The organism is Marinobacter nauticus (genome assembly GCF_003634635.1).
In the GTDB taxonomy this organism is placed as follows: domain Bacteria; phylum Pseudomonadota; class Gammaproteobacteria; order Pseudomonadales; family Oleiphilaceae; genus Marinobacter; species Marinobacter nauticus.
The window spans coordinates 159,050-181,393 of sequence record NZ_RBJB01000006.1 but is presented as its reverse complement, the minus strand read 5'-3'; the positions used below and the strand labels follow the sequence as shown (position 1 = coordinate 181,393).

Below are 22,344 nucleotides of genomic sequence, written 5' to 3'. Positions count from 1 at the left end.
GTGGCAAAGCACTTAACTCAAAATGATGTGAAGAAAATTGTCAGAATGCTGCACGAGTGGCGCTACGAGCTTACCTGGAATCTGCTTGTTGATGCGTGCGAAGAAAAGCTGGGAATTTCAACCACGCGACAATCGTTACACCGCAAGTTTGAGATTAAAGAGACCTATAAACAAACCAAAGAGCGGCTGAAGGTCAAAGGGCAATACTACGCCAGGCCCAACTCTATCGATGTCGCGCATAAGCGAATCGAACAGTTGGCTGAAAAAGTGGTGGCTCTGGAAAGAGCAAATGAGGCATTACTTGAAAGGTTTGTTCGCTGGCAATACAACGCCTTGTCGAGGGGGTTAACCATGGAGCAGTTGGATAGACCCCTACCACCGCAAGACTTTGGCACCAGCACTAAAAGCGCTAAATAAGGGAGCCTAGTTCGGTATGAGTATGGACATGGGGCAGATCGGGATATTCCACATCTGTTTGCGGATCCCTTGCGTCTTCAAACTACTGACCTGGATGCCGCCATCGAATCAGGGCCTTAAATCGTATCGAGGCACGACGGATTATCCGGTTTTGGTGAGGCCGAATGAGGGCGTCTTTGAGCGCCCATGGTTTTATAAGAGGGCGGCTCGCGCGGTCCAGGGTCCTTCGATTTGATGAGCGTTTCCCTAAAACGCCGCTTGGAATTGGGTGCTAAGAACGCTTCGGTGCAGGTCAGCTTTCCTGCATCGTGGTTTAGCGAAGAGTTTGTCCCCGCTTTTGAGTAACCACATCTTTGATGCTCTCAACGAATGTCTCATAGCCTTTTGGAATGGCCAGATTCCTCTGGGCCCGGGTTATGGCGAGGTATACCCGAGAAAGGTTATCCGAAATGAAGGTCTCGTTCTTTTGTGGCGAGAACAGCTCTGGGCTAACCATGACGTTTGGAAATTGCCAGTTTTTGGAGTGATCGACTAAGCCTATGACGTAGTCGGTCTTACCCAGCTCCCCGATCCTCGAAGCAACATTCCGGAAATCCTCCTCTGAATAGCCTTTTTCAAACATTCGCCCAATCTTTTGAAAGACGAACCAGTTTCCAAATGCCGCTGTCAGCTCGTCCCAGTTGGCATACTTGAAGAGCAATGGGTGCCGGCCTCTTTGGCCCTTTCGAAGCCGAAATAAGCTTTCCGAAAAATAGATAAAGTCAGAGTGCGTTGCCGGTAGAAGCGCTACTGTAGAGTGGGAGTTCACCATCTGGTGTAAGTATTCGAAGATGGAGAATTGGCTGCCGCACAATATTGTGTATGCAGAGTTGGGTATCCTTCGTACATCATAAAAATGGATTTTCGTACTTGTATCCCGAACGCCCTCGAAAGGCTTCATGTTTTGGAATCGCGGGTGAACACTAAGTATCGGGTTAACGACCGAATCCATTTCGGGTCCGGCGCGCATGGAAAGCTCAATTTCTTTCTTCCTGATGCTCGTTGGAATTGCAGGAGGCTGCCCACCAATTCTCTGGAAGGAATCACTGAGCGAGCAGACGGACACGCCGGTGCTGTACAAAAGCTGCGTAAGTGCTGGTGTCAAATCATGGGCTTCGTCAACAATCGCAAATTTCAGATCGATAGCTCTCTGCTCAAGTCCTTCGCCGGTATAAATTCTGATCGCTTTCTTGGTCGGTACAAGAGAGGCCAATTTAATCAGGTGGTAAGTGCGAAGCGGCTGCCACTTTGAGGAGCGCTCACTGATCAGCTCATCCCAATACCTTTGCGTGTAGTCAATCAGACGAATTTGATCGTCAAACCGCAGTGAACGATGTTTCTTAATTAAATGCTGTTCCGTGACTCTTAAGTCGGTTGATTCGCAGAATTGATATAAGATTTTCCGAACGACGTTCTTGGCGACTTCCTCCGGGCTCATGGCTCCGATCTGAGTAAATCCCATATTGCGAGCGATAGTGAGATCAGTCACGTTATAGTCAGATCCTGTCCTGTCCCTCGAAATCAAAGATCGGGGCACGCCTGCTCCAGTAAGATGAGCCCAAGCTAAATTGGCGAACGTGAACTTATTTACAGGACCGTCCAGACCCTGGGTTAACGCGTCCAACTGCGCTCGTGTCTGTGCGAGGACAGCGGCATGCTTATCAGGCAAATCACGGTATATCTGCCTAATCAGATGCGTTTTCCCTACGCCACCAAAACCTTGGACATGAAGGTGCTCTTCGGGGTCATTCCGAACCACTGAGAAGATTCGATACTGGCGATCGTTTAGGCCTGTGGCTCTTACGTCGGGGCTTGCATTCCGCGGAACCTTTCCCAGCCGTCGATTGATGATCTCCGTGTTGAATTCAGGGTTAACTGAGCCGTTTGCGTGCGTCGGATCGGGTGCATCCCACTCTGAGTCGTGTTGCAAATCCACCCCTAATCGTGGGAGCAAGTCCAAACCTTTTCGCAGCGCTTTAGGGCTAAAGGTACTCTCGATGTGATCACGGAGTGCTCGATACACCTCCAAACTCTTCGTTTGCTCAAACAAGTCGTTTAGCTGGAACTGAATTAAATCTGCGGCCTTGAGTGGTTTATCAGCGAGACTTCTCACTTTGCTGAGTAGCAGCACACTTAGAATTTCTGGTCGATTGAGCGCTTTGAGGGCTTCGAGAGTTTCATCCTGATTGGACCTGTTCAGTAAGTCGAGAACTGAGCTTCTTTTTAGCGGAAGTACTGTCTTTGAGTATGTTGGTCTGGAGCCTTCCATGGGGGTGGTCCCTTTTCAGTTATCTGAATGTCTGAGAATAAAGTCCCATTCATTTTTTTTGAATTCTCGCGGCCAAATTCTGTGAACTTTTTGTGTCTCATTCGCGATTCCGCGAACGGCTGCATGGTAATCATTGATGGGGACAATTATGCTATCCGGGAGTCTGTCGGTTAGGAAGATCAACGGCTCACCGCCGGCACGGATGCCAGGCGAACGCGACACCTGCAAAGTGGTGTGACTGCCAGGGAGAGGACTGGCTTCGTACTGCGATTTCCAGTTCTCTGCGGCTTTCTGTCCTCAAAGTGAAAACATTGATCGGGTCGTGCCAGTAAGGCTAGACGCCATTGAATCTTGCCGCCGGCGCGGCCATCCGATTCATCCGCTCTCTCCGCTTTGCGCGTCTCCTTGTCGCTCTGTCCATCAGTTCAACTCTTCGCCCACTTGTTTAAGCAATCTCGTCAATGCAGTAACCTCTCTGACGAGACTATTCCCGGCATTGGCGGTAAAAAAAGGTGAGCTGAGTATGACCGAACCCAATTTGTTGGTTGTGGACCTGGAAGCCACCTGCTGGAGTGACCAGTACACGCCGGGTGGGGTGCCCCAAAGCATCCATAATATGGAAATTATCGAACTCGGTTGTGCTTTAGCCAATCGACAGGGGGATCTACTCGACGTGCACTCTTTTTTCGTAAGACCGTCCCGAAATCCCCTGTTAAGCGATTTCTGCACCGAGCTGACCGGCATCACTCAGTCGATGGTTGACTCAGCGATGACTCTGCCGCAAGCAGTTGAGGCCATGAACGACTGGTTGGGTGATTTGTCGGATGACTTCGTGTGGTGTAGCTGGGGCAACTACGACCGATTGCATTTGGAAGCCCAGAGCCGTTTGGATGGGGCGCAGCCGAAAATTCTATCGTGCGCTCACCTGAACCTAAAGCGGATCTGGCGTAGAACAACCGGCCAAAAGAAAAAGAACGGTCTGGCCAACGCACTGGCCTTTCATGATCTGGTTTTCGAGGGCAACCATCATCGGGGCGTGGACGATGCTCGCAACATTGTAAGGCTGCTGCCGTTCATGGACTGGTCGTTGGAATCGGAACTGCTGACAATTCCCATCTCAGACAATTCCTGAGGGTTTTGGTTTTGTGCTGAGTCATCTGAAGGATCATTTGTTCCATTCAGTCGATTGGTTCGATTGTGACTGCCCCAGCGAGGTCCAGCCCGTTGTTGATCAGTAATGTGAATAAATCGTCCGGGTCGATTCGTTGTTCGAATGCCTGTATGCGCCTCAGCCATCCTTCGGAACACAAACCACTGAAATAGGCCGGCAATCCCTCTGATTCGAATGGTTCCGACTGCAGTGGGAGACTGAGGCTTAGGCGCCGCCCGAATAGCAGATACTGCTTATCGTATTGAAATCGAACCCGACTACCGAATCTTTCGAGGTAGCCAGCCAAGCTACCGTCCATATACACGGCTGCTTTTGTACTGGTACGTCTCATAAAAGATGTCTCTTCAGCCATGAAGTCGTCTGTGGCGGGATCTTCTGAATCGAACCATTCATCCCAAACAGGCTCCATTGGGCGCTCATAACGTTCCACAGAACCTTTAAGGCGCTCGAGTGGTGTCAGTTCGTGAGCTAGTGGCTTGGCGAGCTCATCCGCGTGGGAAGTGTGCTTGTCCAACCCTTCCAGAAGCTCCTTCTCGGTGGGCCTTTTGTTCGTCATGGTCTTCTGTGCTCCGTCCTCATCAACTCATAGTAAAGCATTTGAGAGGGAAGCTTTTCCAATGACATTCACTACGTCTCATAAACTGGTCCATTAGTACCGATTAGTAACGCGGTTTACTAATTAGTAAATTTCGCTACTAATCGCTACTAAATGACCTGCACTTGTCTAAGAAGCTTTGAAACCACGCCGTCTCATGGGGCAAGGGCTGAAGATCGTACACGCGTACCACCCGAGCGAACCTCGCTACATAACCGCACCGGCCTTTGGGAGGCAACCACTGGTCGGGACCTTTGGCGCCCTTGCTCCGGTTCAAGGTAGCTTCGACGGGAAGTAAATTTGCGGGGTCATTTGCGAATCTTAGCCGCCTCTCATCACTCCAATCGCGAGCGCCGCGAGACCATGACCAGGCGAGCGGCACCACATGATCAATATCGATATCCGACGCATTCTGGATAACTTTGCCAGTGAAAGCGCTCACCCATCGGCCTGTTACCACTCGGCAACCCGTGTCCGTCGAAAACTGAACGTGTGTAGTGGAACTTGCCACCAACGCTTCAGCCCGGCTATTGCGGCAATCATTGTTGGCATCATCCCAGCCGTGGCCAAAGGCCGATCGCTGATATCCCTCCAGACCCTCTGAGGCGGCCTCAGAGGGCTTTATGGCGTTACCCAGTGATCCAGTCGATATTCCCGCAGGCAGCCGTCCAGCGGCCTCGAGGCAAGCTTTGACGGTCTCAAAAGGCTCGTAGTTCTGAGTTCGGTCGTACCAGGGGCTATGCGGCGGATGGCAAAAGCCACTGGTTGATCGTTTGATGACTCCTTCCGTTGCCCGTGCGTCAGTAAGCAGTAGGGCAAAGAGAATTAGAAAACTAGGAAGAATGAAAGCGCTCTTCATCATTCAGTCTTGGCTAGAAGGGTGTGGTATCGGTGCTTCCAATGGGGCCATTCAGCTTGGATCACTCTCATGAATCAGGACTATCATTGCCGTCGCCTTTGGAAATCGCAACTGCAATGCTGGCTGAGCAACCAACCGCATATTTTCCATAATCCAGAGATTATGCGCAGTGATAATCCTCCGAGGCGGCACTTACTCGTCTTGTCCTTTTCTTTCATTAATTTTCTTTGCCCAAAGACCTGTATGCATAGCCAGTATTAATTCAGGATAGTCGATATATGGTGTATATTGTTTATGCCTGGCCACTAAATGTGGGCCCGGCATCTCCTGAAGCAATGGCAATACGGAGGAATTCCAATGCCTATTTATGCAATATCGTATGACCTGAATTCGCCAGGTCAGAAATATCAGCGAGTAAAAGAGGCTATTGAAAGCTGCGGAGATTCCATCAAACCAATGGAATCATTCTGGCTTGTAGATAGCAATCTAACGTATTCCCAGATTTCCGAAAAAGTCAGGCAGGCCCATGATGCTAACGATCGGCACTTGGTTATGCGAATGTCGAGGGAGTATCAGGGATGGCTAACGCAAGATGCTTGGGACTGGATCAACCGACGTCAACACAAACTTGCGGCTTGAGGAACAGTGATGGCAGCGACGAAAGGTGGTAAGAAAAAGGTTCACGTGCCAGAGCACGTAAGGGTAGGGAAGAACGGAAAGCGCACAAAAGTACGAGAGCATTACCGTTCTACCCCAAATTGAAGCACTTAACTAAGGAATACTTCGTCACCGGGCTGCCACCCGGTGACGGTATTAAAGTTCTCACCGCTTCTTATATCAACCATCCGCGTGATTTTTTTTGTAACCGCGAGATTCTTTCCGGGGCTGAGAGTATGAGGGTTACGCTTGGTTATCGGAATCGTTTTCCGACCTTTGACCATTTACCACGCGCAAAGCGTTATCTGAGAGCGATCGGAGTTCTTTTATTTCCGATACCATCATTTTTAAGTGTTCCGCTATCTGCTTGTCCCAATTTCTGTCACTAACGTCGAAGTTTTCAAAGGACTGAATATCAATCCTAGACACGGTTTGGTGGGTACGCTTCCAAAAAGCCAGTGAGGGTTGGCTGCGGTAGGTGGCGGTTATGTCGAGGTAGTCACCATCAATACCTTGTCGGATTCCATCAAACTGACCCCAGGTAATGACACGTTTTGATCCGGGCCCAAAACAAGGGATCCCGTTCACGACTGGCCCCCGGTTCATCTGCGCAGGTTTAGGTGCCTTCTCAATGCCAAAGGCCTCTTGGGGGACAGGTTTTGTTGATTGAAAAGTAACATCCCATGCGGCACTTCGGCCTGTATTTTCGATAATCAGATTAATGACCGATGGCCGTTTCAAGTCTGGATCAGCGTAGACCACGACGTGCGGATCCTTCGCATCGCGGAACAGAAGGTAACTTATAAGTGTCGAAGTGGTTGCAACAATAACTGCGACAAGACTCACGATGAATGCGCTGAGTTCCACAGAACCTCCTTAACCGCTGGGCGTGGTCTGTCTGGAACTTGTCATACCGTATGCCATGTTTGAGCTTCCGGGTCGTATTCGGCAACACCTACAGCTACAAGTGACTGCAAGCCTTCCTCAACCGACTTCATAGGTTTGCGCTTGAACATCTCAGCCAAACTTTCCGTCGTGTGAGATCGCTTTGCGAGGGCCTCTCGGAGCACCCGAAGCTGATCGGGAATGGCTTTAGGGAACGTGACTTTGCCTTTGCTGGTAACAGCTTCCGATTTTGTAGCCGCGGCCTTTGGCGCGATATCTACTTCGGTCTGTACTGCATCGGGCGACTGGTACTCCGGACGCAGCCAGCGAACGATGCCACGAGATTCTTCCTCGGCACGCTGCTTGTTGAGCTCGACCAGTCGTATCAACAGTTCTTCCTCAGCTTCTGCTTGGTCGGCCGGTTTATCTGGAATTGGGGTTGTGGCTCCAGGGCGTCCTACCAGAATGTCGGCGAGGTCTGACCAGCCGTAGGCTTCGAAGACAGCTCGATCCAGATCGTCATAAAGTTCGCGCAAGACAGACACTATGCCATGTTTGTAGATGGTCTTTTCTTGGCCTTTAAGGTGCTGACCTGACCGAACCTTATCTAGAACGTTATAAATACCGGTTAGACTAAGGTCAGAATATTCGGATTGCTGTCGCTTTCTATAGTTGTCGATGGATTTTGCAAGCTCCCCGATTTTAATGGCCTGCTCAGCCTTGAGCAGAGGAAAAGGGAAAGTCTCGAAACATTGTCTTTTGTTATATCGAGGATCATTGCCAACACCTAATCGACCACCTGTGGAAAGGGACCATATAGTATGAACTCTGCTAGAGAGGATGCCCAGAACAGAGGGTTCTTCCGACGCAATGGCTATCAAAAGGTTACTGGGTGCAACATCCGCTGGGAGAAACTGAAAGAACCTGTGCTTCGAAGTTTCGACAGTAGCGATATATTGATTTAGTCCACCTAGCATCTTTCGTAAATCTGTACGAAGGCGTCTGTGAAGCCACCAATTTTCTCTCAATTTAATATCTCTATTTTGGTCGCGCTCTGGCTTCACTCGATCAACAATCCAATGATAGATCTCTGGGTACCTATCCCGAGTCTGCGTAACATCCAGACCATAGAGGTCTATAACAACCATACCACGCTTTTTACCAGTCAAATCTTGACCGTTTAAATATGTCCTAACGACAGGTTTCTCCAACGGCGGATGTGCTTCAAAGCAAGCCTTTCCGAAGGATTCCCGAGCAAAGCGTTCCGTGATGACAAAGCCATTATTCCCCGGTTCGAAGCCCTTATTGCTTATACCGAGATTACTTTGTAAAACTTCAGCAGCGGATGTGTTTGCACCTAAAGACAAGCCCGCAGAAATTTTCCCACAAGATTTTGATAAAAAAACCTTTTTAAAATCTTGTCCTGTATCGGCTTCACCAAGAACGCTATTTATTAGTCCCTCCGTATTCCCCGCAACTCCGACGGTCATTGCAATCCGAACTGCAGCGCCATCGTTGCTTTGTATCCAGGGGTGGTCTGGGATCGCAAAGGTTAGGGATAGTGGCCGGTTAATGTCATTAATGTGAGACTCTAAAAGTTTGCGATTGAAACGTTGACGCAAACTGTTTGTAGTAATTAGCCCAAAGCGCAGAGACTTCTCGGTTCGTACTTTTTCTGCGGCCTTATGCCACCAATACATAACAAAATCAGCAGAATCTGGAACCGCGCCTTTATACGCCTGCCGCACCGCATCGACGTACCCATCGCCTAATGCCCGGCGCATTGTGGAGGAGCCTATAAATGGCGGATTGCCTATAATGTATTCCGCCTGCGGCCATTCGGTCCTTCGAGGATTGTGATACCGACAAACCTCTGACCGCCCCGTTTCATCTGGGATCAGCTCACCGGTCGTTGGGCTAATCTTCATGCTGATACCATCCCAGATGGTTACCGGTTCCCCGTTGCTATCTAGCTCCGGCTCTCGGCTGTCGTATTCGATCAGAGCATCCCGACACTCAATGTTTTTGAAGTCCCGCAAGATGGGCTCGGGGAGGTCCAGCCGGTCATTCAACCGGTAGTGCCACTGTAGGTAGCCGATCCAAAGAACGAGTTCTGCAATCTGGGCTGCCCGTGGGTTTATCTCCAAGCCCAGGAACTGGTGCGGATCGACGGTCAGGCCTTCACTTTCCAGCACGCCTTGCCCCTGGGTCAGCTCGGAGATAAAACCCAGGACCTCCCCCTCCAGGCGCTTCATGTGCTCAAGGGCCACGTAAAGGAAGTTAGCGCTACCACAAGCGGGATCAAGTACTCGGGTCTGGCAAAGCTGATAATGGAAGGCTTGGACTTCCTGAAGAGCTTTGTCTGTTTTGCCTTGCCGTAGCAGGGTTTCCGCCGCACCTCGGATGTCGCCCCATTGCTCACGAAGCGGTTCAATCAGGGTCGGCATGACCAAGCGTTCAACGTAGGCCCTGGGAGTGTAATGGGCGCCCAGCTTGTGGCGCTCCCGAGGATCAAGGGCACGCTCTAGCAGCGTCCCGAAGATGGCAGGTTCAACGAAACGCCAGTCGGCTTTGGCCGCATCTATGAGAAGTTGGATCTGCTGAACATTCAGCGGGATTGGATCGATGCCTTTGAACAACCCACCGTTAAATCGCTTGATGGTCTGCATCAGACTCTCACTGTAGCCACCAGCATTCATGGTTTCCCAAAGCGCCTTCACGGCGTGGGGGAAGGCTTCAGGGTTCCGGTCCTTAATGTCGACCAAAAGGTTCTGGAAGGATGCCTTGGGCAGCAACTCTACGTCTTCGGCAAACATCGTGAACAGGCAGCGCTTGAGAAAGCTGGCTACTCGCTCGACATCGTATCCATTATGCTCCAGGGACTTTGCCAATTCAGCCAGCTTGGTACTGACCTCTCGGGTCACCCTGGCAGCATGCTTGCTCGGATCGAGCTGATCCGGTTCCAGCCATAGCTGACGAAGACGGTGCTGAACATCCGGTTTATGCAGGTCGTCCAGTCGGATTTCATAGTGTCTGGGATCAGGGAATGGAACATAGTTACCGCCAGTTCGTGAGAACTCGGAGTATGTGTAGATAGCGTTGCCCACATCGACAATCACGATGAACGGAGGGCGGCCATGTTCTACTTCCTCCTGGGGCAGGCCTCGAATATATCGCTCAGCCTGCGCTACTGCAGCGTTAATAGCATTCTGCTGACTTCGTGAGGCCAGTTCCTTGCCGGTCTGTTTACCCTCCAATACGAAGCAATCCCGTCGATACAGATCGATGTACCGGTTGTCGGTGTTACCATCGACTCGGGCCGACGCGATGAACCGCTCAAATACATAGGCGTTCTGAGTGGTGTCGCCTTCGCCCGGGTCTGGATGAGGAAGGTCCAGCAGCGTACACAGGTCTCGCATGAACGATTGGAAGTTTGCTCGTTCACTACCTGTGTTGCCTTTCCAGCGTTTGAGGAATTCGTCGACAGCAGAGGGATCTGCAATGAAGGCTTCCAAGCTTACTACTCCTTGTTAAAACGGTCTTGTCTCATTAAGTTGATGGAAGTGAAACGTTGCTCCACCCCTCATCAATTTTCCATGTGGCGCCGAATGCGGTAGGTCAGCTCTATATTTGAGGCATCTACGATCTCAATACGAGCTCCCCGGAAGCCGATCACGCTGTCGTCAGCAATGTTGTAAGTAAGGTCATTCGAGAATGCAGCTCGTACCAGGTTGTCGTAATACTCTCGGTACTTGAAGCGCAGTGTTTCTCCAGACTGACCGAGGTAAACCAACTCTCGCTTGCTGCTGCCAGGCTGATTCGGGTTGAAATCGTAATCGGCAAAACACTTTGCCGGATCGATCGCCTGCCCCGCGGAGCTTGAGTCCACCGCACTGGGTGCTGGCGCTCCAAAAATTGCCCGTTCGCCAGTGATGAGTCCTTTGAGGTTCCCTGTCATCGGATTGGCAACTTCACTGGTCGTGGCTCCCTGGATCATATGTGGAATGATCTCGCACTGACCATCTCGAAGAATCAAAGAGACTCGAGAGTTCACTATGTCGACATCGCTGCTTTCCACCCGGTCATTGAGGGTTGTCTGTGAATAGGACGGGGAAACACCATCAACCCTGTAAAGCCCCGGCTGTAAGCTGTAGCTGGTTCCTTCGTATGAGAATGGAACCTTTTCAGTCACCTGGAAGGCCGGCCAAGCAAGCCCGTCTACCCGTGTGATGATTGGTTCGCCAATCTCCGCCTTAAACTCAATGTTGGCGGGTGGTGATTCAAAGACTTCGTGCTTAAGGATCGGGTATGACAATCCTCCGGTGGACTGGCAACCGGCCGTGGAGAGCGCGACAAATAAAATAGCGCCTTTGGTTCTACCACTCATAAATCATCCTTGTGGTGCTTGTTTGTTGATACTGCTGTTTACCGACGCCTTTTTCAAACGAGCTAATGAAGCGTTGAGCGTGGTCCGGCTAACACCAAAGTGCTGCGCCACCTCGGTCTTGGTGATCTTCGGGTCCAATAACATTGCGGCAGCTTTCTGTGTGTCCGTCTTTGACAGCGAGGGCTTCCGACCGCCCTTACGCCCCCTAGCCCGGGCAGCCTCCAATCCAGCTATCGTTCGCTCCCGAATCAGGTCACGCTCAAACTCAGCGAGAGCCCCGAAGATATGGAACACCAAGCGGCCACCTGAACTGGTGGTGTCGATGGATTCCGTCAGGGACTTGAAGCCAATCCCGCGATCCTGGAGGTCCTGAACAATTTCGACCAGGTCCTTCAATGATCGAGCGAGACGGTCCAGCTTCCACACGACCAAAACATCGCCCCGACGGAGCATACGGAGACACTGCGACAACTCGGGTCGCTCGCGCTGGGTACCGGTAAACTTTTCCTGGAATATCTGTTCAGCCCCGGCTTTTTTCAGTGCATCGACCTGGAGCTCGGGATTTTGGTCGTTAGTGCTGACGCGCGCATAACCTATGATCATGAAAGGTACCTTTTCTGCTCATAGATTGTTGTACGTGATTGTTGGACAGTAAACAAGCCGAAATTGGGTGTTTTTGAGGGGTAGCCGAGAGTGTCCATCAAACGACCGTTTTCTGATAAAACATAGCTTGGCAAAGGCGTGGCCTAAAATCAGGATGTGGGAGCGCCAGAACTGCGCCAGTGAGCACCAAGCGCTGGCTATCCAAGCCGGCTTTTAAACAAAAGCGAACATTCGAGTCAGGGGCTTTTCTCCCGAGCCTCCAAGCTAATCACAGCCATTTCATTGAGTATGATGGGCGGAGCAAGTTGCAGACGCTGAATGATTATCGTGCAGAGATGGCAGTGCTCGGCTAAGCTATTGTTTTATCAATTTATGTGCAGCGCGATTGATGGTTCAAAGTCAGTAGTAATGACGCAGTCAAATTTCTGCAATGATAAAGAGCGCTGCCTAATTGCTGTTATGTTCTCAGGAGCATTGAGTGACGCATTTCTATGCATCAGAAACGTATATTGAAGCTTATAGCAAGCTGAGCGAAGCCTGCGCTTGGTTGGACTCGCTTGGTATCGAGTATTCGAAAACGCGAGTTGGTCGGTACCAAAAGATATTTGGTGCGCTCGCGAAGCACCAGCAGGCTGGCACTCTTGAAGCTTTTCATGAAGAGCACTCATTTGAAGCTTGGGTAAACGCGGCCCATGAGGTTGCCGAGTTGGTGCGGATGTATGAAGGACTGAGCGGGGAGGCCAATCCGCTACTAAACGAACGTCTCAAGGATTCACTAAAGGGCCAAGAGCTATACGTACTCGACTCTGAAAACCGTTCTGGGCGTGACTTTAGTTTTGAGCTGGCTACGGCCGCAAAATTCGTGAGGGCTGGTTTGGCTGTTGATTTTGGACACGAGGCTGATCTTCGGGTTCAGATAAATGAATTTACTTTTTTCGTGGAATGCAAAAGGCTTAAGTCGGCGAAGAAAATTAGGAAAAGAATTAAAGAGGGTATCAATCAGCTTCACAAGCGGTACGTGAAATCGGAAAACTCTCATACAGCGCGAGGGATGCTCGCTCTGTCCATTGGTAAGACAGTAAACAAAAATTTGGGATTGTTAGAGGGAAATGACGATAAGGTACTGGGAGATATTGCTTTTTCGCATAACTGCGCATTTATCAATCGGTACAGATCGCATTGGCAGCGCATATCGGATCAAAGAACTCTTGGAGTTGCGGTCACCCTCGATACACCGGGCATCATCACCTCTAATAATCAACTGGTTACTTGCCATGAGGTGACCATCAATAATAGCGTTCCAGTTGATACGTCGGACTATGATTACTTTCTAAAAATAGCCAATCACGTTTTTCCGAGGCGAACATAACTAATTGCTGCACGCGGAAAAATTACTCGCTGCGCTCCCAATTTTCCGGTGAGCAAGGCGTTGGGCGTAAAACAGGGATCGGTTGAAGATGAGTGAGAATAAGGTTTTGACTATAACAGCCACTATAGCGGGTCTGATCTTGATAGTCCCCGTTGTTGGCTATGTGCTCATGTATGGGAGCAACCCGGTTTACTCGCATGAAAAATGGGCCCAGTTCGGTGATTTTTTCGGAGGTGTGTTAAATCCTCTATATGCATTCCTAGCGTTTCTCGCCTTGCTTTACACAATCAATTTACAGAGAACTGAACTAAAGCAAGTGCGGTCGGAGTTCCGACGTTCCGCTGATGCAGCACAACAGCAAATTGACCATCTCAAGCTTGCAGCTAAACAAGAAGATCTAATCAGAATAATTCGGCTAATTGACCAAGAAATTGGCCAACTTCGTCAAACATTGGTTTCCGAGCCTGGAACACAGCCGGCAATAACCGTTGATCACATCGCCCATGAGGTCTATCGCCAATCAACCGGACAGGCCCCAACGGGCGCGTTTGCTAAGTTTTTAGACGTGGCTAGAACACCTGGTACAGTCGTAGAGGCTCTCTACACGCAGTTGACTACGGCAATTTCGGAATTGAGCAGCTATCTTCAAGAGTTGGAGACCGTTTCTGACTCACAGACCTCTGTTGTCCAATATTTCAAGCGTAAAAATGAGAGAGTGGTGGGTTTGGCACGCAGTGCTGGCGGCGTTGATCAGCATGTGTTGTCGTACCTTCAGGCACGGTGATTGTTGCCCAACACACCGCTGTTGCCGGACAATTTTCCACCGCTTCGCGGCTCCAAAATTGCCGCAAAGTTCAGCGTTGTGAAAGGACTCGACACTTATGTTTAAACATTTGAGATTAGGTGCTGCGCGAGCCAGAGCGATAGAGGAAAAGCTATACGCAGAAGCTCTAGCAGAGCTGAACCGGGGCGAATTACGAAATGGTCTTTGGGCAAAAGCTATAAGTCAATCTGAGGGTGACAAGGACAAGGCTCAAGCAATTTATCTACGCTTAAGAGTTCAGTGCATGAAAGACGAAACCGTGATCATGGAGGCGATTATGGAAGCGTCAACGCTACAGACCACCGAGAGAGTTCACAAAGTCGCAGGCAGCAAGGTTAATGAAAGACTCTGTGAGCGTTGCGGAACGGCCGTGACTATCAACTATGGTGATGCATATAGGATCCTTTGCGAGCATTGTTCATAACTAAAGTGGTCAATGGGATGCCAACTGCACTACGCTCCGTTGGGGCACATTACCACTGGCGTTATCCTTAAATCTGAATGTCCGCTTTGCGACCGTCCCGCATCCCAGGCAACAAAAGCTACCCTTCAACATAGTGTCATTCGCTATCGCTCAGCCTATGGCGCAAAACAAATCTGGTGCGGCTCCGAAAAACCTTAACCTACCATGACTTTCTCTCAAGGGCCGCGTTAGATAAGTGATCTCCGGTCTATGCAGGCAGATTTGGCGAATAGGCGTTTAGCAACGCGTTGTGCCTTGTGAGCATCTTTGCTGGCGAAGCAAATTGTTTAAGGAGTGCGATTTTTACTCGCGTGACGAGTAAAAATCGATTTTTTCTTGCAGTGCCAGAAAGTCCGAGCTATTGTGGACTAGAAATCAGTCGCATAGCGAGTAAAAAAATGTCCTCAGAATCGAAAAATCAGGAACTGAGTGAGTACTTGGTCGCAACTCGGAAGAGAGCGGGACTCTCTCAACAAGCGGCCATTGAGCGCTGCTCATTGGTCACGAGTCAGAAGATGGCTTCACGCGTTGAAGCGAATCCAACTGAATACCCACTGAACGTTGTGCAGGATTACATCCGCGCTATTGGTGCAAGCCTAGAAGAGTACATGAAGATCGCCTCAAAACCAGAATCCCTATTTCAAGGAAAGAATGAGATGTCGAATTCCGAAGTAGAAAAAGAGGTCTCAGAACTACTCGATTCAATTGATAAGAGTGTAAATGAACTTAAGGCGCTTCCCGAGCATGTACAGCAAACAGCGTTGATCGAGAAATTTGAGCAGGCGAAAAAAGACTTACAGGCTGGCTCCAATGAACCGATCATTGGCATCGTTGGACCGAGCGACTCCGGTAAGTCTCATATAACAAATATGGTGTTGGCGCAGCAGATCGCACCAGAAGGCTTTCAGCCAATGACCGCGGCCTGCACCCTTTTTCGGCACTCAAAACTGAAGCACCCCTCGCTGGGAGAGGACGAGAACGTATCTGTAGTCAGATACTTTGATGGGTCAACCACTTTCAACCTGAACAAATTAGAAGGTGATCATGAGAGCTTTGTGCTTGATACGGGGGATTACTCTATACTCAAAAAATTCGCTGCGCGAGATGAGAACGATAGCATTCCTTTCCCCGAAGCCTATCTAGCCATTGTCTATGTGGATGCTCCTGCATTGGAGAATGTCTCGCTACTGGACACGCCTGGCCAATTGTTTGACCCCGACTATATTCGGAAAGAAAGTGGTGAGGAGGTCGACAGTCTCGATGTTCAGAAAGCCTATGAAGCGATGCATCTGGCAGACGGGTTTCTCTATACTTCGAGCGTCACTAAATTTCTGCGGGATGCCGGTGAAACCGAATTCTTTGCCAACATTCTTCGCGCCCCAGGAAATGCCCCTCTTGATCCGTCAAACCCGATTCAAAATTTGACGATCTTGGCTACTCAGGCGGCGGGAGTTGATTCTCTTGAGAGCTTCTTGGACGGAAGAAAACGTGCATCAATCCATCTCGACAGAGCGCTAAGTCATTCTCTTTACGAGGATCTGGAAGCAGCCGTGGAAGGGTATAAACGGCCAACGGCGGAAGATTGGGAGCAACGCATCATTCCATTCTGGGATGGTAATAAAGAGCACGTACAGAGGTTCAAGGATCGCTTTCAGGAGTTAGTAACGAATGTTACAGAGAATCTTGATGCTATTCGCCAGAACAAGACTCACGCCATCAAAAAACAACTGCTGGCTCAAGTGGACTTGGCTCAATACGAGAATAATGACCGGAAGCGCAGCGCCGACGAACGACTCTCGGAGGTCCAGCAAATGGAAGCGCGATTTCGTAGAGACAATGCTCGCGTTTTAGATAAGTTTGAGGATCAGAAGGCATCCATTAAGGCCTACAAGAACGACACGATCGATCAGGTTTCGGACGTTGTGAAGCAAATCACTTCTGAGTCGTTTGTCACTCGTTTTATCGAAGAACGTTTTGACGACAAAGACGCAGCAAAAGCTGGCGTTTCTGTAGCGATTGGTCAGTATTTTCAGGCTAAAACCAACCGCATCATGAACACCTCAAGCAAACTCTTCGCCAAAGAAACCGAGGCTCTGGTGAATGAGTTCACCGCCCTCGTACCCGGAACTTATGCAAACGTGGCAGACAACGAGTTTGAGTTTGATACAAACCGATCGGCCTTGTTGAGTTCTTTCGACGGGCAGTCTGCCTTCATCGGAGGCATGTCAGGGCTGGCAGCGTTCGGAGCAATGGGAGCTTACGTGTCTACCATTACTTCTAACTTAGGTGCCTATATCTTGGTTGGTAAAGCTGGGGGCGTGCTTACCTCGCTGGGCATTATTGCCACCCCAACTACATTACCCTGGCTTGTAGGAGCTACCGGTGGGCCTCTGGTATGGGGTGTAGCAATTTCAGCGCTTCTGGGCCTTGTGGTGTATCGTCTTTTCTCCAGTTGGTCGAAATCTATGGCGAGGACGGTCGTAAAAGAGCTAAAGGATGAAGGCATAGCCTCCAAGGTCGCCCGTGATATTGGGGCTTACTGGGACAATACCGAAATTGCTTTTTCAAAAGCGGTTGAAGGTCTGACTACAGAAGCAGAGAAGCACATAGAACGCTTGTACGCTGACGCGAAAACTGGCTTTGATGCTACTGAACTCGCTCAAGTGGATGACACGCTCTGCAACGTCAAAACGAAACTCAAGGCTCAATAGGCTACAGGATGCAGTGATCGCCGATTGATGGCGATCACTGTAAAGGACCTGACACAAGGAAATGCTCATGCGTTTATTTTATTTCGCGGCAGCGTTAACCGAAACAGTTTTTGATGAAGTCAGCGGGAACAAAAAGCGTCGACATGATCGGTGGATAGCTGAAAGCAAGAGGACCGCAGCTGACGTGCGCTTGGAGCTGACACGTGATGCATACGAGATCTGGGTTCAAAAAAACCGGCCCGAGAGAAATGCGCTCAAAAAGGAACTGAAACACTACTCGGCCCTAAGCAACTCACTGTCGAACATCAAGCACAGCCTTGAAGGTGCTCAGGTTCGTGCTGCGAGCAAAGATCAGAAGTCTCAGGAAAACCTGAAATCGCCCAAATTTGACGATCTTTTGTCGCAATCGTCTTTCTCAGAAAAAGTTAAGAAGGAATTCCCATTTGAAGGGGCAATCCTTTATCGAGGTGAGAAGGACGATTTCATAAACCACCTAGATGCTTTTATGCGGAAAGAACTGGAGGCGCACCCCAAACTCCTAGCAAAGTGGGCAACACGAGTTAACGAAGCTAAGAGCATCAAAAAATAAATGGCTGACGCAATCGAGATATATAGCGAGAAATTACGTTGAGCACGAATGAGCCGGTCGACGGCGTGTTAATCGAAAACCTATCAGATCAGCTGCGCGAGTTCGTATCGAAAGAGGCAGCAAGTGCCAGGCTGCCGGACACCCTGAGTGATACAAATTCGCTGGTTCTGGCATTCAAATCATTGGTCGATGTATCCGTTGATTTACTCGTCGAGACCCGGCAGATCCATTACGTAAAAACTGTTGTTGCAGTGACTGATGTTTTGCAGCCGCCAACGGAATCGGTCGTGACAAACTCACAACCCACTGTTATTTATCCGCCTAACTTTAGCGACGGCAAGCGATACCGACATTTTTTAAGGGAAAAATTATTGGCCTACCTCGCCAGAACAGCCACAGGTCACATCGATGATGCAGCGTTCGTACTCGCATTTTTACGCGCCGGAGTTCAGGGGCTGATGTGCCATTATCATCCCACGTCCGTGAGGCAATACGCGGTCAAGAGGTTGCAAAGACTCGCCTTCGATGTCGTTGGCCCCTAATTCGGTTAAAACATGAACAAATGAGTTGGCAATGAACTCACCATGTTCTCATCTGACATCCAAGGAACAGCTGGTGAAACTGCATTACGCGGTAACCGAGGAGAACTGGACGGTCCCTACTTATTAAGACACCTGGGGCGTCAAACTGGGGCCATTTAACACACATTTATCGACAGACCGAAATGTTCGCTTTGCGACCACTTCAAAGCTGGACGTTCGTGTTGACCTACAAATGTTCTGTTCGTTTGCTTTACGCCGCTCACTTTGAGCTACGCCTATCCCAAACGTTCATTTTCCGGGAGACTAGAGGGCTATGACCGCTGACTCTAAAACAATTCAGTACGCGTTCGCACTAGATTCCCACGGATTCCTAACTCATATCAGGGAAGCAGTCCGCTCGCAGGATTACATTTGCCCCGGCTGTAGACAAAACCTTTCCCCAGTGATGGGCGAAAAGAACGCGAGGCATTTCCGTCATGCGCAAGAATGCTGCACCCTTGAGACTTACCTGCATAGGTGTGCAAAAGAGGCCTTCTTCGAGCGATATCAAAAATCATTGAACGATGGAACGCCCATCAGTCTCGCATTAGAACGCCAAGTTTTTTGCACTGGCGAACGATTGGCACTTGCGAGAGTCTCCTCCCTTCGTTGCCAGACGTCAGTTCCCGCAAAGTACAACTTGACGCAGTTTTTCGACACAGCGGCGCTCGAAAAGAAAGATGCTTATACCGGTTTTAAACCGGATGTCTTGTTAAGCCACGCGACAAGCGAGCGACGGTGTTACATCGAAATGTGTGTAACACACCCCTGTAGCCCAGAGAAGATCGAGACCGGGGTTCCGATTCTTGAATTCAAGATTGCATCTGAAGCGGATATTCGGCAGTTGATGACCGGATATTATTCGGGAAAAGACGATAATCTGACCGTTTATAACTGGCAGCCGCCTGCAAGATTGGAGGAAACATGTCGCGGCGAGTGCTCTGTGGGCAATGTGTTCTTGGATGTCTGGAGCCTCAGTGAGTCCGGACGGCTGAATCGGACTACCCAGCCTCTGTCAGCAGTCGATCTAACCGCTAACACAGTATCGAACACTTGGCCAAGCTCGACCGCTGGGGCTGAACTGATCGCTAATCTGCGGAACTTCGTCGGCGAAGCTGATCCGGATTCCCAGTTTCCCAACTGCGTTCGGTGCGAGCATGCGGAGTACTGGGAAGACGGTTTCTTGTTCTGTCGTAGTAAGGCGAAGATGGTCCCATACACCGAGGCCCGACAGTGTGCATCCTACCGGATGAAAACATGACAAAGCGACTAACTTGGGAACAAAAAAGAGTCGTCAGCCATGGCGCAGGGCATGCGCTGGTAAAAGCAGTGCCCGGCAGCGGAAAAACCACGACTCTGGTGAAGCGCGTTGAACGCTTGGTGCGATCCGGAATTGACCCAAGATCTATCCTAATTCTGATGTATAACAAATCCGCCCAGGTCAGTTTTTCACAGAAACTGAGGGTAGCGCTGAAATCACCTGTAATTCCGGAAGCCCGGACCTTTCACAGTTTGGCTCTGGAAATCGTCCGGCACGGAGAGTGTAATCAGAGCATCCGTAAGAAAGAGCTCCTAGGGTCTGACGATTACCGCTACGATCAGCTGATAAAGCAAGCGTATCGAGAAGGCTTTGAGGAAGAGACCGATTACATCGACCCGAATGACATTGAAGCATTGGAGTTATTTATTGCTCGCTGCAGAGCGGCGGCGGTGACGCCATCCGATGCAGCCAGCGATCCTATATTCGGCTCCGAGAAGCCGGAGTCGATTCGCGCATACCGACGATACTGCGAGCTACTGGAAGACAGTGGCCTGCGCACATTCGATGACGCTTTGATTGAGGCGGTTGAGCTTTTGCGCAACGACACGGGGTTCAGTGACCACCTCGCTCATATCATTGTTGATGAATATCAGGACGTGAACCTCGTCCAACATGATATGACAAGACTGCTGGCACGATCGGGGGCTTCCGTGATGGCCGTGGGTGACATCAACCAATGCATTTACGAGTGGCGAGGAGCGCGCCCCGATTTCATCGGCGGTTTGTTTGAAAAACACTACCCGAATACGAGAGTCTTTCAGCTGTCCTGCACGTTCAGATTCGGCCATGAGCTGTCTTTGATGGCCAACTCTGTTATTCGACGCAACTCTGCAAAACTGACCAGACTTTGTGTCAGCCACCCAAGCACGCCTCGCACCGAGGTCCGGGTCCACTCTGACAAATGTCTGTCCACTGTCCTGTCAGGTCTCGCATCGATCGAAGGCACGAGAGCGATTCTTTCTAGGACAAAAGCCTCGCTGGCTGAAGCAGAAATTGCATTGCGGCTTTGCAGAGTGCCATATCGTTACCTCAATGGCGCAACCTCGTTACACACCAGAACCGAAATAGGCATCTTAATAGTTGGCATCCTTCTCGCTGTGTATGGCGATCTAAGCCGATTGGATAACCACCCGAACAAACAGCAAATCCTCTTCGGTTTCCTCAGACAAGCGGGGTTCAGATGGAAGAAAGGACAGTTTAAATCGGCTTTAAGTGGACTGATGGCACCCTCGGCTGACCCATGGTCGGTTCTTGGGGAGCTGTTCAAATATTCGATACCTCAGAAGGATCGTTTGGCCCAACTCCGCGCGGTCTGCAAGAATGCCGACGAGCAAACTCCGGCTGTCCATGTCTTCCGAAAACTGCATTCCGCTGGCTTCATTGACAGTATTGGTAAAGAAGGAGTCAGTCGAACGAAATCGAACGATCAGCGCAGAGGGGTCGCTAAGGTCGACGAACTGCTCGATGCCAGCGACATCAATGCCAGTAACTTTTTGGGTCTCATTCTCCGTCCAACGCAGGACTTCGAGGGCCACGAGCCGTTCGTGCTCTCAACGTTGCACGGGGCCAAAGGTCTTGAGTGGGATAACGTCATCCTCGTTGGCCTCACTGAGCAAGAGTTTCCAGGCGGAAACCCCGATGAGCTTCGCAGTATCATTTCGCCAGCTCAGCCGGCGCAGAATGACGAGGCTATTGAAGAGGAGCGTCGGCTCTTTTACGTTGGTATAACCCGAAGCAAGCACCAGCTTCACTTGATCGCCCCGCAAGATGACGGACTTGAGAAGTGGCTGAGCAATCGTTGGGACAGTAGCCCGAAAAGACCTCCAATCGCGACACGCTTTGTCTACGAGGCGGGCTGGACCGCCTGCTCAGAAACCAGCACTGCCATCTACGCCCAAAAGGCTGATCAACAAAAGCGTGATTTCAGCAAATTTCACCAGTGGTATCTAAGAGATCTTCAGCGTTTAAGAGTTTAGTTAAAAAGGCCGGACATATGGGAGAACGGCTTTCAGCCTGACGAGCATATACTTCCACTACTTATGTCAGTGAGAAGCGTGGAAACTAGGTAGAGCCCGCACTGAAGGTTAACTTTGGGAATCGAGGTTTATGATTCATCAAGGTTAAAGCGCTGTCGCAATATTTGCTTCCACCGAAGTCTTCAGGCATTTGAATGTCCGCTTTGCGACCAATACGAATTTTCCCAACTTTTAAATAAATGCGAATGCTTGTGCCCGAAGTAACCGGAAGAATTGATTCCCACAGAAAATTCGGCAAAACCCCACCGGGCGGAAAACTCTAATCAGCGGTGCAACTGAAACAGGGATGTCTATAATCAGTGTTGGTGGTTGAGGGTCGGGTCAAAGTTTGCGTAGACTTCGGAGGAGATCATTTGTAACGTTTTGGAGCGAGATTAACGCTAAATCGTCGAAAATGTTACGAAAGACGTTACAAAAGTTTTGGTTTGCGAGGGCATGGTCGGTGAGAAGACAGTATTGGTAGAGCTTCCAGATCATTCAGCTTGATTAGCGGTTTCATCATGCTACGTATTACCCTTCTGATAAATATCAAGTTTGTCCTGAATCAAAAGCCCGCGATGTCTGCGGGC

The 22,344-nt window shown here is 50.0% G+C and carries 18 protein-coding genes; 11 read left to right on the top strand and 7 right to left on the bottom strand.

What is annotated here, in order from left to right:
- Window positions 1–417 carry a hypothetical protein gene (locus tag C7436_RS17245; RefSeq protein ID WP_121208598.1) on the top strand — a complete coding sequence of 139 codons (417 nt, stop codon included), beginning with the start codon at window positions 1–3 and terminating at the stop codon, window positions 415–417.
- Between the two features lie 313 nt (window positions 418–730).
- Here the strand turns inward: C7436_RS17245 and C7436_RS17235 are convergent, their stop codons facing one another.
- A complete protein-coding gene (locus C7436_RS17235) occupies window positions 731–2,725 on the bottom strand; it encodes a hypothetical protein (RefSeq protein ID WP_121208596.1) in 1,995 nt (664 codons plus the stop codon).
- 523 nt (window positions 2,726–3,248) lie between these two features.
- Here C7436_RS17235 and C7436_RS17230 point away from each other — a divergent pair.
- Window positions 3,249–3,857, top strand: coding sequence for a 3'-5' exonuclease (locus C7436_RS17230; protein WP_121208595.1), 609 nt, complete (start codon window positions 3,249–3,251; stop codon window positions 3,855–3,857).
- Between the two features lie 46 nt (window positions 3,858–3,903).
- Here C7436_RS17230 and C7436_RS18770 read toward each other — a convergent pair whose 3' ends face one another.
- Complete coding sequence (locus C7436_RS18770; RefSeq protein ID WP_158595273.1) at window positions 3,904–4,452, bottom strand: HipA N-terminal domain-containing protein; 549 nt, start codon at window positions 4,450–4,452, stop codon at window positions 3,904–3,906.
- A gap of 139 nt (window positions 4,453–4,591) precedes the next feature.
- Window positions 4,592–4,933, bottom strand: coding sequence for an HNH endonuclease family protein (locus tag C7436_RS18985; protein ID WP_228198190.1), 342 nt, complete (start codon window positions 4,931–4,933; stop codon window positions 4,592–4,594).
- Between C7436_RS18985 and C7436_RS18980 the strand changes: the two genes are divergently transcribed.
- The gene (locus C7436_RS18980; protein ID WP_228198191.1) at window positions 4,877–5,095 is read left to right on the top strand and encodes a hypothetical protein; all 219 of its coding nucleotides are present in this window, start codon (window positions 4,877–4,879) and stop codon (window positions 5,093–5,095) included. The genes C7436_RS18985 and C7436_RS18980 overlap by 57 nt on opposite strands.
- Before the next feature lie 1,155 nt (window positions 5,096–6,250).
- Here C7436_RS18980 and C7436_RS17210 read toward each other — a convergent pair.
- The 4 genes from C7436_RS17210 to C7436_RS17195 form a co-directional block, all read right to left on the bottom strand.
- Window positions 6,251–6,874, bottom strand: a complete 624-nt coding sequence (locus C7436_RS17210) for a hypothetical protein (RefSeq protein ID WP_121208592.1) — start codon at window positions 6,872–6,874, stop codon at window positions 6,251–6,253.
- Between the two features lie 41 nt (window positions 6,875–6,915).
- Entirely contained in the window at window positions 6,916–10,407 is a 3,492-nt protein-coding gene (locus C7436_RS17205; RefSeq protein ID WP_121208591.1) for a class I SAM-dependent DNA methyltransferase, read from the bottom strand.
- Between the two features lie 71 nt (window positions 10,408–10,478).
- On the bottom strand, window positions 10,479–11,279 hold the full coding sequence (locus C7436_RS17200) for a hypothetical protein (RefSeq protein ID WP_121208590.1): 801 nt from the start codon (window positions 11,277–11,279) through the stop codon (window positions 10,479–10,481).
- A 3-nt stretch (window positions 11,280–11,282) separates the two neighbouring features.
- A complete protein-coding gene (locus C7436_RS17195; protein WP_121208589.1) occupies window positions 11,283–11,882 on the bottom strand; it encodes a recombinase family protein in 600 nt (199 codons plus the stop codon).
- A gap of 478 nt (window positions 11,883–12,360) precedes the next feature.
- Here C7436_RS17195 and C7436_RS17190 point away from each other — a divergent pair, with 478 nt between their 5' ends.
- From C7436_RS17190 to C7436_RS17155, 8 genes are all read left to right on the top strand, one after another.
- Window positions 12,361–13,251: a hypothetical protein gene (locus C7436_RS17190; RefSeq protein ID WP_121208588.1), complete on the top strand. Its 891-nt coding sequence runs from the start codon at window positions 12,361–12,363 to the stop codon at window positions 13,249–13,251.
- Window positions 13,252–13,339: 88 nt separating this feature from the next.
- The gene (locus tag C7436_RS17185; RefSeq protein ID WP_121208587.1) at window positions 13,340–14,035 is read left to right on the top strand and encodes a hypothetical protein; all 696 of its coding nucleotides are present in this window, start codon (window positions 13,340–13,342) and stop codon (window positions 14,033–14,035) included.
- Window positions 14,036–14,132: 97 nt separating this feature from the next.
- Entirely contained in the window at window positions 14,133–14,498 is a 366-nt protein-coding gene (locus C7436_RS17180; protein ID WP_121208586.1) for a hypothetical protein, read from the top strand.
- Window positions 14,499–15,052: 554 nt separating this feature from the next.
- Window positions 15,053–17,248: a dynamin family protein gene (locus tag C7436_RS17175; protein WP_158595272.1), complete on the top strand. Its 2,196-nt coding sequence runs from the start codon at window positions 15,053–15,055 to the stop codon at window positions 17,246–17,248.
- A 67-nt stretch (window positions 17,249–17,315) separates the two neighbouring features.
- Complete coding sequence (locus C7436_RS17170) at window positions 17,316–17,837, top strand: hypothetical protein (RefSeq protein ID WP_147423445.1); 522 nt, start codon at window positions 17,316–17,318, stop codon at window positions 17,835–17,837.
- Window positions 17,838–17,875: 38 nt separating this feature from the next.
- Window positions 17,876–18,379: a hypothetical protein gene (locus C7436_RS17165; RefSeq protein ID WP_121208583.1), complete on the top strand. Its 504-nt coding sequence runs from the start codon at window positions 17,876–17,878 to the stop codon at window positions 18,377–18,379.
- Window positions 18,380–18,692: 313 nt separating this feature from the next.
- Window positions 18,693–19,679, top strand: a complete 987-nt coding sequence (locus C7436_RS17160) for a competence protein CoiA family protein (protein ID WP_121208582.1) — start codon at window positions 18,693–18,695, stop codon at window positions 19,677–19,679.
- Window positions 19,676–21,715: an ATP-dependent helicase gene (locus C7436_RS17155; RefSeq protein ID WP_121208581.1), complete on the top strand. Its 2,040-nt coding sequence runs from the start codon at window positions 19,676–19,678 to the stop codon at window positions 21,713–21,715. The genes C7436_RS17160 and C7436_RS17155 overlap by 4 nt, the downstream gene beginning before the upstream one ends.
- The last annotated feature ends 629 nt before the right edge of the window (window positions 21,716–22,344 follow it).